The 16,001-nt window shown below is 38.8% G+C and carries 15 protein-coding genes; 2 read left to right on the top strand and 13 right to left on the bottom strand.

Annotated features, from left to right (window positions below; all coding sequences use genetic code 11):
* The 7 genes from leuB to ESZ26_RS07270 form a co-directional block, all read right to left on the bottom strand.
* Positions 1-1,146 (bottom strand): 3-isopropylmalate dehydrogenase, encoded by a 1,146-nt coding sequence (gene leuB, locus ESZ26_RS07300; RefSeq protein WP_146799090.1) that lies wholly within the window; start codon positions 1,144-1,146, stop codon positions 1-3.
* A 42-nt stretch (positions 1,147-1,188) separates the two neighbouring features.
* Entirely contained in the window at positions 1,189-2,754 is a 1,566-nt protein-coding gene (gene leuA / locus ESZ26_RS07295) for a 2-isopropylmalate synthase (protein WP_146799089.1), read from the bottom strand.
* 330 nt (positions 2,755-3,084) lie between these two features.
* Positions 3,085-4,119, bottom strand: coding sequence for a CDP-glycerol glycerophosphotransferase family protein (locus tag ESZ26_RS07290; protein WP_146799088.1), 1,035 nt, complete (start codon positions 4,117-4,119; stop codon positions 3,085-3,087).
* Complete coding sequence (locus ESZ26_RS07285; RefSeq protein WP_146799087.1) at positions 4,119-4,514, bottom strand: FAD synthase family protein; 396 nt, start codon at positions 4,512-4,514, stop codon at positions 4,119-4,121. The genes ESZ26_RS07290 and ESZ26_RS07285 overlap by 1 nt, the downstream gene beginning before the upstream one ends.
* A gap of 2 nt (positions 4,515-4,516) precedes the next feature.
* The gene (locus ESZ26_RS07280) at positions 4,517-5,584 is read right to left on the bottom strand and encodes a CDP-glycerol glycerophosphotransferase family protein (protein ID WP_146799086.1); all 1,068 of its coding nucleotides are present in this window, start codon (positions 5,582-5,584) and stop codon (positions 4,517-4,519) included.
* A gap of 3 nt (positions 5,585-5,587) precedes the next feature.
* On the bottom strand, positions 5,588-7,027 hold the full coding sequence (locus ESZ26_RS07275; protein WP_170246330.1) for a capsule assembly Wzi family protein: 1,440 nt from the start codon (positions 7,025-7,027) through the stop codon (positions 5,588-5,590).
* 67 nt (positions 7,028-7,094) lie between these two features.
* Positions 7,095-7,694 (bottom strand): TIGR04211 family SH3 domain-containing protein, encoded by a 600-nt coding sequence (locus tag ESZ26_RS07270; RefSeq protein ID WP_146799084.1) that lies wholly within the window; start codon positions 7,692-7,694, stop codon positions 7,095-7,097.
* 330 nt (positions 7,695-8,024) lie between these two features.
* Between ESZ26_RS07270 and ESZ26_RS07265 the strand changes: the two genes are divergently transcribed.
* Together ESZ26_RS07265 and ESZ26_RS07260 are read left to right on the top strand one after the other, a co-directional pair.
* Positions 8,025-9,521, top strand: coding sequence for a CYTH and CHAD domain-containing protein (locus ESZ26_RS07265; RefSeq protein WP_146799083.1), 1,497 nt, complete (start codon positions 8,025-8,027; stop codon positions 9,519-9,521).
* Between the two features lie 67 nt (positions 9,522-9,588).
* The gene (locus tag ESZ26_RS07260) at positions 9,589-10,479 is read left to right on the top strand and encodes a L,D-transpeptidase family protein (protein ID WP_146799082.1); all 891 of its coding nucleotides are present in this window, start codon (positions 9,589-9,591) and stop codon (positions 10,477-10,479) included.
* Between the two features lie 21 nt (positions 10,480-10,500).
* Here the strand turns inward: ESZ26_RS07260 and ESZ26_RS07255 are convergent, their stop codons facing one another.
* The 6 genes from ESZ26_RS07255 to ESZ26_RS07230 all read right to left on the bottom strand — a co-directional run bounded on the left by ESZ26_RS07255 (position 10,501) and on the right by ESZ26_RS07230 (position 15,990).
* Positions 10,501-10,842: a hypothetical protein gene (locus ESZ26_RS07255; RefSeq protein ID WP_146799081.1), complete on the bottom strand. Its 342-nt coding sequence runs from the start codon at positions 10,840-10,842 to the stop codon at positions 10,501-10,503.
* A 106-nt stretch (positions 10,843-10,948) separates the two neighbouring features.
* Positions 10,949-11,227: a hypothetical protein gene (locus ESZ26_RS07250; RefSeq protein ID WP_146799080.1), complete on the bottom strand. Its 279-nt coding sequence runs from the start codon at positions 11,225-11,227 to the stop codon at positions 10,949-10,951.
* A 485-nt stretch (positions 11,228-11,712) separates the two neighbouring features.
* Complete coding sequence (gene serA, locus ESZ26_RS07245; RefSeq protein WP_146799079.1) at positions 11,713-12,942, bottom strand: phosphoglycerate dehydrogenase; 1,230 nt, start codon at positions 12,940-12,942, stop codon at positions 11,713-11,715.
* Between the two features lie 107 nt (positions 12,943-13,049).
* Entirely contained in the window at positions 13,050-13,706 is a 657-nt protein-coding gene (rpiA, locus tag ESZ26_RS07240) for a ribose-5-phosphate isomerase RpiA (protein ID WP_146799078.1), read from the bottom strand.
* 52 nt (positions 13,707-13,758) lie between these two features.
* On the bottom strand, positions 13,759-14,364 hold the full coding sequence (locus ESZ26_RS07235; RefSeq protein WP_223271596.1) for a 5-formyltetrahydrofolate cyclo-ligase: 606 nt from the start codon (positions 14,362-14,364) through the stop codon (positions 13,759-13,761).
* Positions 14,365-14,487: 123 nt separating this feature from the next.
* On the bottom strand, positions 14,488-15,990 hold the full coding sequence (locus ESZ26_RS07230) for a peptide MFS transporter (RefSeq protein ID WP_146799077.1): 1,503 nt from the start codon (positions 15,988-15,990) through the stop codon (positions 14,488-14,490).
* Between the last annotated feature and the right edge of the window lie 11 nt (positions 15,991-16,001).

Below are 16,001 nucleotides of genomic sequence, written 5' to 3'. Positions count from 1 at the left end.
TTATGCCTCTGTTATTTTTTGATTAGCACTATTTTGTGCACTATCTTGCGCACTACTGTGTCGCGCAATAATTTGTTGGCAAATATAATCACCGACTTCAGTGGTGTTTTTAGCCTGATGTCTTTGGTTTGCTGGTAGTAAATCAGCGGTTAGCACACCATTGTCTAATGCGCTTGCTACGGCATCTTCAATCGCTTGGGCCGCTGCACTTTCATTTAAGCTGTAACGTAGCATTAATGCGGCTGATAAAATTTGTGCAATCGGGTTAGCGATACCTTTGCCGGCAATGTCAGGGGCACTACCACCGGCTGGTTCATACATCCCAAAGCCGTCGCTATTTAAACTTGCCGAAGGTAATAAACCCATCGAGCCGGTGATCATTGCGCAGATATCCGAAAGAATATCGCCAAATAAGTTAGGGCATAACAAAACGTCAAATTGATTAGGGTCACGAACAAGTTGCATGGCGGCGTTGTCTACATATAAATGCTCTAAGGCAACATCTGGGTATTCACTGGCAACTTCTTCAACCACTTGGCGCCACAATTGACTGGTCGCTAAAACATTAGCCTTATCAACAGAAGTAACCTTGTTGTTACGTTTTTGTGCCGCTTGAAACGCCAAATGAGCAATACGTTTAACTTCACGACGAGAATAAAACATCGAGTCAAAGCCAGTTTCTTCTTCACCTTCACCGCGGCGTCCTTTGGGCTCACCGAAGTAGATGTCGCCGGTTAACTCGCGAATAACCAGTACGTCGAAGCCTTGCTCTGAAATATCACTACGCAATGTCGACAATGATGATAACGCCGGTTGTAAGGTCGCCGGTCGCATATTACAAAATAAATCAAAACGACTACGTAAGCCTAATAAGGCACAACGTTCAGGTTGCTCGGTAGGAGGTAAACTAGCCCATTTTGGACCACCAACCGAGCCAAATAAAATGGCATCGGCTTGCTCGCAACCTTTCATGGTTTCATCGGGCAGGGCATGGCCATGGCTATCAATAGCCGCGCCACCTATAGCATAATCTTGTGTCGATATTGTAATATCAAATAGTGTTGCTATGGTCGTTAATACTTTTTTAGCTTCAACCATCACTTCTGGTCCGATGCCATCTCCGGCTAATATTGCTATGTGCGACATGTCTTTTATACCTTTATATAAATCTTATAATGATTGAATGTTTTATAATGAAGCTTGAACGTCGTTTTTCAGTTCGCTTTTTATTTCATTAATGGTGATGGCGCGATGAATACTATTTAGGGCATGGATCAAGGCTTTTGCAGAGGCATCAATAACATCGGTGGCTAATCCATAGCCGTGAAATTTTCTGCCTTGCCAAGCAACCACTAAGTCAGCTTTACCTAAACCGTCTTCACCTTCACCTTTGTTTGATATTTTGTAATCGGCAACCTCAAAGTCAATATCAACCGCTTTCTTAATCGCGCGATATAATGAATCAACCGGGCCATTACCGGTTTCAGAAACAATATGGCTTTCTTTACCCGCTAACAACTTAATACTTGACGTGGAAAACTCGCCACCGCCACACTGCACGTTTAAGGTTTCTAAATGATAGAACTCTTGCTCTTCACCTTGTTGTTGAATATTAAAGTGCAACGCTTCTAAGTCATCATCAAAGACTTGGCCTTTCTTGTCGGCTAAGGCCAAAAAGTCACTGTATAACTCTTCTAAATCAAACTCAGTTTCGGTATAGCCTAAACTTGCCATGCGATGCTTAATAACGTGACGGCCACTGCGTGAGGTTAAGTTTAATTTTGTTTTACTGATACCGACACTTTCTGGGGTCATGATTTCATAGGTATTGCTGGCTTTTAACATGCCATCTTGGTGGATACCTGACGAATGACTAAAAGCATTACCGCCAACAATCGCTTTATTTAATTGCACCGGCATATTACATAATTGGCTGACTAATTTTGAGGTACGGGCAATTTCTTGATGATTAATATTGGTGTGTACATTTAAGAAGTCATGCCGGGTTTTCATGATCATCGCGACTTCTTCTAATGAACAATTACCGGCGCGCTCACCAATACCGTTAATGGTACATTCAATTTGTCTGGCGCCTGCTTGCACAGCCGTCATAGAGTTTGCTACGGCTAACCCTAAATCGTTATGGCAATGTACCGAAATTACCGCTTGGTCAATATTAGGTACACGATTAAATAATTGGGTAATAATGCCGCCAAATTCGTTGGGTAGCGTATAGCCAACCGTATCAGGAATATTAATGGTAGTGGCACCGGCCTTTATCGCATTTTCAACCATACGACATAAATTGTCGATTGGCGTGCGGCCAGCATCTTCACAAGAAAACTCTACATCATCGGTAAATTTTCGAGCAAATTTAATCGCATGAATTGCCATTGCTTCAACATCAGCAAAATCTTTCTTCAATTTTTGTTGAACATGAACATCAGAGGTTGAGATAAAGGTATGAATACGGAATTGGTCAGCGACTTTTAACGCATCGGCACAGGCTTGAATATCGCCTTCGACAGCACGCGCTAAAGCACAAACGCGGGAATTTTTTATGGTGCGGGCAATTTGTTGCACTGATTTAAAATCACCAGGTGAAGAAACAGGAAAACCAACTTCCATTACATCAACACCCAAGCGTTCAATGGCTAGCGCAATTTGTAACTTCTCATGCACTGAAAGACTTGCATTTAGTGCCTGCTCGCCATCACGTAAGGTGGTGTCGAAAATAATGACCTTGCTGTCCATGTTTTATTCCTTAATATTTATAGTGCTTGGGTATTGGCTGCTTACGTAAAATGCGGGTATAAAAAAACCCGCGGTAATATGCGCGGGTTTTAATGTTTATCTTTAATTTACAACAATAAAAAACCTATCCGCGCATTGATAATGTGAGGAGGAGGTTAATGCGAAAAATATTTTTACTACTCATAATTGTTGTCATTAAAGTCGTCATATCTGGTTGGTTTAACTCGTTAGAGCAAACAGTCATCTATTAATAGCGTATTTACTCAAATATTGTCAATTAATTATTAATATTTAAAAAGTATAATGGTGAAGCTAATGAATATAAGGCCTTCAAAACTGCCAATAATTAAGGATTTTGCGTTGCTTTAAGTTTCTGATGATATTGCGAGGTAATGCTTTTATTGCTTGCTTGCCATTTTGTCGAATATCTTCTACAGCTGCTAGTATACGCAATGACGACTTCCCATCACTATAAGGATGTAACTCCTTTGCATAACGGTTTATCGCCAATATAAGTGTTTCTGAAGGCGATAATGCGACGGTTAATGCTTGGGATAATTCTTTTGCATCGGTAATGTTAATTAAATAGTCGCCGGGTTGGCTATTATTGAACGCGATAACCGGTTTACCCAGTAAAGCAAACTCACCAATTACCGATGAAGTATCTGACACCATAATATCTGCTGATTGTAATAAGCTATTTATATTTGACGACGTTAATATCTTTAGGTTGTCACAAGCTAGTTGATCATAAATCTTGAGCCATTTCACCTCCATTTTAGGGTGAAACTTAACCAGCCAATTATATTTTTTATCATTCACTAAGGCGGCAATTTCTTCATATAAAAAAGGAGCAGAAGTTAACGCGGGTGAAAAAGTTGGCGCAAAGAGAACTGTTGGCAGCTTGTTACTAAAATATTGCTCTTTGGGGGTATTAAATAAATTATCTAATTTTGGCCAGCCAGTTTCTTTAACATCAAAAAACTGATGCTGGTTGGCTAATTCATTAAAGCGGGTGGTGGTCGCGGCGCCATGAGTACAATAGAGATCAAAGCAGTCTCTAATAACAAAGTGACCTTTTTTCTTCCACTCTAGGCCATGAAAAACTTGCACTTTAATACCAGGAATAAATCTTGGAATAATATTACCCGGCACAAAGCTAGCGACAGGGTTAAAATTTATCACATCATCAACACGGCTAAGTACCACTTCATCGGCAGTAAAGTTTTTCAAATCAACGTCATTACCAGCAACAAACCAAGCAACTTGACCGCCTTGGCTTTGTATTTCTCGCTGTAAAGGTCGCAAAATTTCAAAAGAATAATTTTGTGAAATATAAAAGAGGTATTGTTGGTTATCTTTCATTAACTGCGCTTAGTTTTAACTATTTCGATAATTTCTGTAGTAGAAACTGAAGGTGTTCTCGGTAAATATATCACCTGACAAAGGCCTTTTAAATGATCAAATTTACCTTGCCAATCATCACCCATAATTAATATATCGGCATTGTAGTATTTAATATATTCAGCTTTTAGCTCTAAGGACTCTTCCAGAAAAACTTCATCGACGCATCTTAATGAACGGATAATATGCTTTCTATCTTCATCACAATATATTGGCGCACGGCCTTTTTTTGACATATTTAATTGATCCGATGAAACTCCAACAATTAAATGGGAGCCATGAAGACGGGCACGCTCTAAAATATTGACATGTCCAACATGAAAAACATCAAATGTACCAAAAGTAATTACGCGCATAGTTAAATCTCTGAGGTTATAAAATTAGCAATTCTTTCACTGCATTTACCATCAACAGTGCCCGTAAGTAGCTCTGTCATGGCTATACGTTCAGCTTCCTTTAAATCAGGATGCGTAAGTTGATTGCTAATTTCATGAATTAATTGCTTTACGTTGGTCGTTTTACAGGCCACTTTACCAAAATACTTTAAATCATCATCCAAGCGATTGTTTAATCGCCATTTAAAAATCCCACGATAAGACCAGCGAACCTTATAAAAGTCACACCAAATAGCGGGTTTATTTAAGGCGGTAAACTCAAAGAGTGTTGATGATGCATCACTAAATAACAAGTCAGCAACGCCCATAAAAGGAATAATAGATGTTTCTTCAATGGAGCAAACATAAACATTATTATAAGTATTCCAGTGCTTAAACACCTTTTGATGCTTTTTATATTTATTTTTTATCAGCGAAAAAAAGTGAGGTTTTAAAATTAAATTATACTGGGCGACTAAAGAGGGGAAGTTGTCAGGTAAGCATTCTATACTGCTGGGATAGTAAGTTGGGGCATAAAGAATAGTTTTCTTTGTCGGGTCTAACCCTAAGTCTAATAAGTTGATACAACGTGAAGTTTGCTTAATAAGAGGGTCTAACTTCGCATAACCGGTATCTACAAATACCTTATTGGGAAAGAGGTTTTGTAAGCGCTTTAACCTATGTTGACCTTCGACAAAACGATACGTTATATCTGATTTTGAAACATCGTAATAGCAAGACTTAGGACCTATACCATGCTGCATTAGTGCCGTTTTTGTAAAGGCATTAATTTTTTTTAAGCCGTTGAAGGCATTGCCAAAAATAATCCAATGAGGTTTTTTGTGCAGATAAAGTTCTCTCGCCTCATCGCAATCTTCAACAAGGGTGTAACTTAATTTTTCTTGTTCAACACTCTTTATCAGCACCTTTTGCAGTTCTTTTTGATTGTATAAAAAGAAATGACAATTTACGCCATTTTTTTCAAGCGCATTTTTTACCGGTAAATATTGTGGTAAATAATAAAGATGTTGAATATCAAAAAAAACATTCATAAATTACCAGTTATAACCCAAAGTCGCACGGTAGAAAGACTCTCCATAAATATCACTACCAGCGGTTAACGAATAATTAAGAAATCCATTTTTATATACTTGTTTTAAACTTAATTCTATTTGTTTTGCTCTAGAGTACTTATCTTGCGTCAAAGAATCTATAGCGGCCGTTCGAAAGAGTGTTTGTAAATGATACTTGGCTGAAAAGTCCCAGTTTAGTCTAATTAATGAAGCATTCCCGGCTGAACCATCTCTCAACTCTTTGGTATTACCCCACCAATGACCCATTACAACTTTATCATTACGGTAACCTTCACCGTAAAGATTGTGAACATACCATGCATTGTGAAATTTAGAGTGCTCAGCATACAATGAAAAGTCTTTGTTAATATATGGAAAGAATAATCCGTAGGTTTGACTAATGTTACCTAATTCAGTGTTCTTGTGTTCTTTGGTATCCTCACCGGCATATTCCATATAAAAGGTAAAAGGGAAACCTCGGTAAGACAAGTCAAATTTATTGGTTAACGAAGCAATTTGATTACCCACTTCTTCATCGAAATTGGCACAACCTGTTAAACCTGAGCCACAGTTATCTGAATTAACGGGGTCAATAATCGCATTCCAAATATCATTTAGGCCAGTACTTCTTTCGCCACCACCAAATTGAAAGGCTCTATTAGCGCCTATCGTCCACCAGCTAAAGGGTTGAAAACTCATCTGCATCGTCATTAATAATGGCTTTCCTGATGATGTAGAACCCTTATATTTTATCTCAGCCATTTCCTCTAACTGTGCTAATGAAAATTCATATTTAATATGCCAAGACGTGATGGGCTTTACATTACTCATGGTAATAGAGAAGGCCGGGGCAGCATTTGTGGACAGTAAGGATGCACTTTCTTGTGAAGGTGACAGCCAATGTTCGCGGTAGCCAATATCAAATTGAGCATATTCATAACCCAATGAAAAGTAGCTGTTATGGGGAATAATCTTCTTACCATCAACGATGGTCCCCCCTACATTGGCGATGGCATATTGATTGAACTGATAAAAGCCAACTGCACTCGCTTGGGCATTGCTGTCCATGGCGATACCACGATTATTAGCTATGCTGAAATTTTTATTGTTAGATGTTGAAAGCGTGGTTGATAAATGAGTAAGCGCACTCTGCTTTTTATAACGTTTTATATAGGCAGAAATTCGATAAAAAAGCGCAGGATGACTATCTTTAATTTTGTCTAGATAATCAACAACTGTGACAATATGATAAGGTTTACTCAACACTGGCATACGAGAAATTGTCGCTAGACGTGCTATTTCAAGTTCAATAAGGGCATCGGTTTTTAAAGGTAAGTAAGGGCTAACACCATCGGCATTAGCCTGTTTTATCGAAAATAATATCAATAAAGTGATAAAAAATAAGTATTTAGTTTTGTGCACAAAAAAAGCCATCATATAATCTAAAAATCGCAGCGATTATACGCGAGTTTTTCCAACATAGTAGGACTTACTTCCAATTATCCATCGAGCCTTTGCGGCGAGAAGTCAGTCTTGGCAAAATCAAACCTAAAAGTAAGCCAATGACTAATACAATAGCACCATTATAAAACCATTCTTTTTTGATATTTGTGTCTTGGTCTTTTAACTTGGCACGTATCGTTATCAGCGTTTTATTAAGCTGACTTATTTCGTTGTTAAGTTGTGCTTTTTCGCTGCTAAGGTTTTGAATGGTACTTCTCGTTTGGGAAAGCTCTTCCGACATGCTGTCAGTATTACTGGTGGTATTGGCTAATTTTTCATTAAGCTCGGCAATAACAAAGCGCAAACCTGGCTTTAATGACAGATACTTACTTTCAACCCAGACATTTCTATTCTTATCATCAATGATCTCGGTGTAATCATTTTCACTTTCGCCTGTTACTTTAACTTCAGTACCTGAATTTATACTGCCTAGAATTCGATAATTATTACCCGCTCCTGAATGCATATAAATAAATAAATCATCTGAAATATAGCCAGAAGGAAGGTTGGATGGGCTGTCTTCTGCAAGAAGAGGAAAAGATGAACTTAGTACTAAACCAACCAATAAAGCTTTTATTATTTTCATGAAACTACCATTAACGTTTGTAAAATTATTCATAGCAAAATACTAGGGGTTTGGCGGATTGATAGCAAGTTAAGTTTACGAACATTATGGTTTTATGGGTAAAAAAAAGGTTTTATTTTTGATATTTTGTAAACAAGATATTATATATAGCGCATTCATTAAGATAGTGCTTATGTAGAGTTTGTTAGCAGATTAACCGTCAGTAAAATTTTTGTATATCGCTATGCTATATAAAAGAAACTTATCGGAATTGGCATTCGCTATTTGTTTTCATATGTTGCTGTTGTAAACTCAGCATGTTGACATAATAAAACAAATTATTGGAAGAATATGGTTACCGAAATTGAGCTTAAGTATTTTGTTACAAGTGATAATACTCAAGAAAAAATCACCCAGTTATTCACCACAGAACAGCTTTCATTTAGCTGTGTAACAAAGCAATTATCGAACTGCTATTACGATACAACACATTTAGATTTTCGCCATCATGATATGGGGCTAAGAATTCGTGGTTGTGACGGAAAATTAGAGCAAACCATAAAAACAGCCGGGGTGGTAATTGCTGGTTTACATCAGCGCCCAGAGTATAACGTTGATATCACGAATAATTTCCCAGAATTGTCCTTATTTCCAAATGAAATTTGGCAGCCAACTCAACAGGTAGAGCAGCTACAAGAATCGTTAATCCCGCTGTTCTCAACAGATTTTAGCCGCGTTATTTGGTTAGTCACTTTAGTCTCGGGTTCAGTAGTCGAAGTTGCCTTCGATCAAGGTGATATTAGCAGTGATGGTCGCAGTGTTAAAATTTGTGAGCTCGAACTAGAGCTTGTCAGTGGCACAACCTCAGATTTACTCTTGCTCGCTAAGCTATTATTTTCTGTGGTGCTTGTTAGGCCAAGTAGCCAAAGTAAAGCGGCTCGAGGTTACGGTTTATGGAAAAACACCCCAGTTAATTATAAAAGAAATATTACCGATATTCTTCCCATTGACCGCAGTCACTCTATTTCTAATGCCTTTTCTACCGGTATTAATCATTGCCTAGTAAATCTGCATGATCATATTGAACACTACATAACGGCGCCAAGCTTAGTCGAGTTAGAAAAAATAACAGAAACCTTAGCGTTAATTCGTCACGGTTTTTGGCTATTTGCTGACTATCTACCTGAAGGAGCCGTAAAAATTCGTGATGAACTCAGCTATTTTGTCCATCTGCTCTCGTGGGTTGATAATGCGGTTAATTTACAAGAGCTGACTAATAAAACGGGCAACTATCGAGGTAAGTTAAATTACAGTGAACAATTGGTAGCACAATTAAAAATTGAAAAACGTCGTCTTCCGACTAGCGAAAATGTTATCGAATTATTGCATGGTCAGCGTTTTAATACCCTACAGGCTGATTTACTGGCCATGCTCTTAACAGAAGATAGCCATTTTAGTGACTTGTTGTTACCTTTTGCGCAGCAAAGTCTAACAAATAGTATGTCGGTGTTATTTGCTGATAGTACCCCAGGGCAGTCGCTGACCCGTGAACAATACTTATCGCAAGCAAAACTGTTAAACCGAAGCTTATTAACAGGGACTTGGTTTGGCTTATTATTTGATGAAGAAGAGCGTAAACAATATCGAACACCTTGGTTGGACATTCAGCAAGGGATCAGCGAACTACAAACCTTGTGGATTATTCACCAACAACTACAAACCTTAGACGAAAAACCAAAAAAACTCGTTTTATGGCAAGGCAGTAAAGTAGAAGGGTTATTAATCGCGTTAGACAGCTCTAGAAATATGGCGTTGTTAACGAAATCGTACTGGTTAGATGAGTCGTAGAGTTAATCCGTTCGAATAGATAAAGGTTTGAGATAATGTTGATAATAATCCGTAGGGTCATAAATTAATGAAGTGGCTTGCTAAATTAAGTTTACTGTTAAGTGGTTTTATTACCTGTGCAAGTTTGGCGAGTGTTTATAACCTTCCTGCCGCCGACTCCCGATTAGTGGGCGAGCAAACAATCCATAAAGCAGTAAAGGGCGACTACTTTCAAGCTTTAGCTGAAAGTTATAATGTAGGTTTTTTTGCCTTACTCGCGGCTAACCCCGGGGTAGATCCTTTTTTACTGGCTTCAGGCCATGAAATAGTTATTCCAAAACAGATGCTCTTACCCTTTGGTAAGCGTGAAGGTCTTGTCATTAACCTAGCTGAGCTACGCTTATATTATTACCCCAAAGGAGAGAAGTTAGTGTATGTTTTCCCTGTAGGTATTGGCAGAGAAGGACTAGAAACACCGCACTTAACCGATACCATTGGCGAAAAGCGAAAAGACCCAACTTGGCGTCCAACAGCAGAGATGCGCGCACGTTACTTTGCCGAGCATGGTAAAGAAATGGTCAGAGAAGTCCCCGCAGGGCCTAATAATCCCTTTGGTAAATATGCCTTGCGTATTGGCACAAGTGAGTACCTACTTCATGGCACCAATAAGCGCTTTGGTATTGGTATGCGAGCAAGCTCAGGCTGTATTCGTATGTACGATAACGACATAGAATGGCTATATAATAATATTCCCGTAGGCACACCTATTCGCATATTCGAACAGCCCATTAAAATGTCCTATGAAGAAAACGGCAAGAAAATAGAACTTCATCGCCCATTAACCCCAGATGACGGCAGCGAAGTTAAATTAGTGATGACAAATGCCATAAAAAACTTTATTGGCAACGATGATGAAATGTTAAAAAAAGTAAATTTACTACTAAATAATCCAAAAGGTGTAGTTATATCATTAAATTAATGTAAGGGTGATATTAACAGCTCAAATACCTTGCCCAGAGATCCCGAACAAAACCACGTCAACATGAAGAAACCTTCCGTCAATATGAAGAAACCTTCCGTCAACATGAAGAAACCTTCCGTCAACATGAACAAACCTTCCGTCAACATGAAGAAACCTTCCGTCAACATGAACAAACCTTCCGTCAACATGAAGAAACCTTCCGTCAACATGAACAAAACCTCCACCTACATGAGCCCAAACTCCGTCATCCTGAACTCGTTTCAGGATCTCGTTGTTAACAACCCAAAGCTCAGATACTGAAATAAATTCAGCATGACGAGAAGAGAGAATACCACCTACATGGGCCAAAACCGCCGTCATCCTAAACAAAACACCGTCATCCTGAACTCGTTTCAGGATCTCGTTGTTAACAACCCAAAGCTCAGATACTGAAATAAATTCAGCATGACGAGAAGAGAGAATACCATCAACATGGGCCAAAACAGCCGTCATCCTGAACAAAACCTCCACCTACATGAGCCCAAACTCCGTCATCCTGAACTTGTTTCAGGATCTCGTTGTTAACAACCCAAAGCTCAGATACTGAAATAAATTCAGCATGACGAGAAGAGAGAATACCATCAACATGAGCCCAAACTCCGTCATCCTGAACTCGTTTCAGGATCTCGTTGTTAACAGCCCGAAGCCCAGATACTGAAATAAATTCAGCATGACGAAAAGGGATACTGAAGAATAACTCCGTCATCCTGAACAAAACCTCCACCTACAATGAGCCCAAACTCCGTCATCCTGAACTCGTTTCAGGATCTCGTTGTTAACAGCCCAAAGCTCAGATACTGAAATAAATTCAGCATGACGAGAAGAGAGAACGTCGCCCTGAGTGAGTCCACGTCAGATGAATGAGAACTCCGTCAGTATGGACGAAGACTCCATAAACATGGGTCAAAACCGCCGTCATCCTAAACAAAACCTCCACCTACATGAGCCCAAACTCCGTCATCCTGAACTCGTTTCAGGATCTCGTTGTTAACAGCCCGAAGCCCAGATACTGAAATAAATGCAGCATGACGACCTGGGATACTGAAATAAATTCAGTATGACTACATGGGAGGCTGAATACATTCAGTATGGCTACAAGGAGAAGGGATTTCAGTTTTATTTTATACTTGGCAAAAAAAACGAGACTTATTAAGTCTCGTTTTTATTGTTTACGCTAAATACTCAGAAAAACTAATGAAGAATACGTGCGCGGATTGTGCCGTCAATTTGTTTTAATTCACGTAATGCTAGGGCACTATCTTGGGCTTCGATATCAATAACTACATAACCAATTTGATCGTCTGTCTGTAAGTACTGTGCGGCGATATTAATATTGTGCTTAGCAAAGGCTTGGTTAATTTGGGTTAACACACCCGGTTGATTGCGGTGTATATGCAATAAGCGGCTTGTACCCGTATGACCTGGCAAAGAAACCTCTGGAAAGTTAACGGCTGAAAGTGTTGAGCCGTTGTCAGAGTATTTTGCCATTTTACTGGCTACTTCTAAGCCGATATTAGATTGGGCTTCTTTGGTGCTACCACCAATATGTGGCGTTAATATAACGTTGTCGAATGCACGTAACGGTGAAATAAACTCTTCATCATTACCTTTAGGTTCAACAGGGAAAACGTCAATCGCGGCGCCAGCAACTTTTTTACTTTTAAGCGCATCAGCTAATGCATCAATATCAACTACTGTGCCACGAGAGGCATTGATAAAAATAACGCCGTCTTTCATGATTGCAAATTCTTTTGCTGCCATCATGTTTTGCGTCTGAAGCGTTTCAGGTACGTGTAAGCTAACAACATCAGCTTCTTTTAATAAAGCTTTTAAACTTGACGCTTGGCTCGCATTACCTAAGGGAAGTTTGGTTTCGATATCATAAAAGCGTACTCGCATACCTAAGGTTTCAGCCAAAATACCTAATTGCATACCAATATGGCCATAACCAATAATACCTAAGGTTTTACCACGAGCTTCTACTGAACCAGCGGCAGACTTATGCCATTCACCACGATGTGCTTTGGCGCTTTTTTCAGGAATGCCACGTAATAATAATAAGGTTTCACCTAATACTAATTCCGCAACCGAGCGGGTATTTGAAAACGGGGCATTAAATACTGGAATGCCACGTTTTTGTGCCGCTTTAATTTCAACTTGGTTAGTACCAATACAAAAACAACCAATAGCCGCTAATTTTTTAGCATGGCTTAATACATAGTCAGTTAACTGAGTACGAGAGCGAATACCAATAAAGTGAACATTAGCAATTTTTTTGATCAAATCTTCTTCAGCAAGCGATGTACTAATACATTCAATATTGCTGTAGCCTTTCATTTTTAACTCTTCAACAGCGCTCGGGTGAACACCTTCAAGTAATAAAATCTTAATTTTTTCTTTTGCTAATGAATTATTGCTCATTTTCTAATATCTCATGTAGGACTATAGTGGTCATTGCCTTAACCAAATATAAAGCATTTAGATGGCTAGATTTCTAAACTAGCATATAGTGTATAAACTCTAAAGTTTTATTTTACCAGTTTAGCGCCATCTTGAGTGCCTAAAATTAAAACATCGGCACCGCGTAACGCAAACAAACCATTAGTAACAACACCTACAATGGCGTTGATATCATTTTCAAGTTTCTTAGGATCAATTATCTCTAAGTTATACACATCAAGAATTACACAACCGTTATCAGTAATAACGCCTTGGCGATAAACCGGATCACCACCGAGTTTAACTAATTCACGCGCCACATAGCTTCGTGCCATTGGAATAACTTCAACCGGTAAAGGAAACTTTCCTAGCACTCTTACTTGTTTACTTTCATCGGCAATACAAACAAATGTTTTGGCAACCGCGGCAACAATTTTTTCACGAGTAAGTGCAGCACCGCCACCTTTTATCATCGACATATGTTGGGTAATTTCATCAGCGCCATCAACGTAAACATCAATGCCGTCAACATCGTTCAACTCAAATACTTCAATACCATAGGCTTTTAATTTTTGAGTTGACGCTTCTGAGCTAGACACTGCGCCTTGGATCTTGTCTTTGATTGTCGCTAGGGCGTCAATAAAGTGATTTACCGTAGAACCCGTACCAACACCAACAATCGTGTCATTTTTAATAAATTCGAGGGCTTTAAGGGCTGCGGCCTTCTTCATTTCATCTTGTGTCATGTGAATCCTAATTAGCGAGCGGGAAATTAGGCAGAAGTATATCAGCAGATCTTTAAATGTCGAAGTTATAGCTGGTGGTTGGCGTGATAATTTTAGGCAGTGGAATATCCCAACTTTCAAAGGGAATAGCGGTAACTTTTTGGCAATCGTGAGCTAAACCAACTGGCAAGGGTGTAGCTTCTTTGTTTTGTTGATATTGAGCATGCCAAGCAGCAAGTGTTCGGTCATAAAAACCGCCCCCCATACCTAGGCGATTACCCTGTGGGTCAAAGGCAACTAGAGGAGTAAAAATTATATCAAGCTGAGCGAGCGTTATTATGTTTCGAACGTCAAGCCTAGGCTCTAAAATGCCATATTTGTTTTTGACGAGAATAGAGTTTTCAGTATATTTTAAAAACAGTAAATTACCTTTACTAAAAGGGTGTATTACCGGTAAATATACCGCGATGCTATTTTGCCAACACCAGTTAATAAAAGGCTGAGTATTTAACTCACCATCATTCGCTAAATAAATAGCGATGTGTTTAACGCCTTTAACTACTTTATCTTTAATCAGTTTTTTAGACAATAAAAGTGATTGTTCTGCTTGCTGAGCAGTGTTTAATAAGCTGCGTTGATAGCGAATTTCTTGGCGAAGAGTATCTCTTGTTTTCATCATATTTAATCAACCTATAAAGAATAAGGCTTAAAGACATGGAATAAGTTGCAGTAAAAGCCAGCGATAAAAAAGCCAACAATAAATGTTGGCTTTTAGAGTCATTTAACGATTACAAACAGTTAACTAAGCGTTAGTTGTTGCCGTTGATGCTTTTGAATCATCAGGCAAATTTTCCCAAAATCTAGATTTGAAACCGATTAATAAAATGATTAAACCAATACCAATGCTAAATAAGCTAATTTGAATATAGAGTGAAGGTATTTGTGCCACGTTATTTGGATCGTAATTACCTGCTAATAAACCAGAAATAATATTACCAATTGAGTAGGTTAAAACAAAAACACCCATCATTTGTCCTGCAAAGCGTTTAGGTGACAATTTACTTACCGCACTTAATGCTACAGGGCTTAAACAAAGCTCACCAACTGTATGTAGGAAGTAAGTTGCTACTAACCAGTAAGGGGCAACTTTCATACCTGAAGCAGCGTATTGTGCAGCAAAAAACATCACGATAAAACCACTCGCCATGATGATTAATCCAACAGCACACTTAATGCCATAAGAAGGACTCACCAGTCTTTTACCTAAGTTAATCCATAAAGCCGCAAAAAAGGGTGATAGTAAAACGATAAAAAAGGAGTTTGCAGATTGAAACCAGCCCGTAGGTATTTCAAATGACCCAATAACACGGTCAGTATAATCACGTGCGAATAAATTCATCGATGAACCGGCTTGCTCAAAGCCCGACCAAAAACAAGCTGATGCAATACAAATCAGCAATAATGCCCAGAGTTTTTTCTTTTCATTTTGCGTTAGGTTACTACCAAAATATATCACCGCATAATAAATAACGAAAATTGTAGAAAATGCTACGGCAACGTATTGAGCGACAGTAACAGGGACAATAGTTATAAGTCCTTGAAAAGTAGCATAGGTAACAAACGCTAAAACAATACCAATAATCGCCCAGCTGGTCTTTTGTGCTTTATCTGACATAGGATATACCGGCTTTTCTCCAATACCTTGAAGCTTAGGTGTAGTGATTTTGTATTGAATTAAACCTAATGCCATACCAACAGCCGCGGCGCCAAACGCCCAATGCCAACCAACATTTTCCATTAAGTAGCCACAAACTGCATAACCAATAACTGAGCCTAAATTAATACCCATGTAATAAATAGCATAGCCACTGTCACGGCGTACATCTTCATCTGAGTATAATTGACCAACCATAGCGCCAATATTAGGCTTTAATAAACCGGTACCTAAAATAACGACGATTAAACCAATAAAAAATGTTGTGTCGTTAGGAATGGCTAAAATAATATGGCCAATCATAATAATGATTGCGCCGTACCAAACCGCTTTTTGGCCACCAATTAATCGGTCAGCTATCCAACCGCCTGGCAAGCCCATAAAATAAACACTACCGGTATATAAACCATATATAGCCGCTGCAGAAGCAACGGTTAACCCTAAGCCTCCTTCTTGTAATGTAGCAGTCATAAATAAAACAAGTAGCATACGCATACCGTAATAACTCATGCGCTCCCACATTTCTGTAACAAACAGTGTTTGTAACCCTGCCGGATGGCCAAAAAAAGAACCTGTATCAGGTTTACTCATAAAAAAATCCT

The sequence above is a fragment of the Colwellia hornerae genome, from assembly GCF_007954355.1.
Lineage (GTDB): Bacteria > Pseudomonadota > Gammaproteobacteria > Enterobacterales > Alteromonadaceae > Colwellia_A > Colwellia_A hornerae.
Note: the sequence above shows the minus strand (reverse complement) of the source record. Positions and strands in the feature narration are given on the sequence as shown.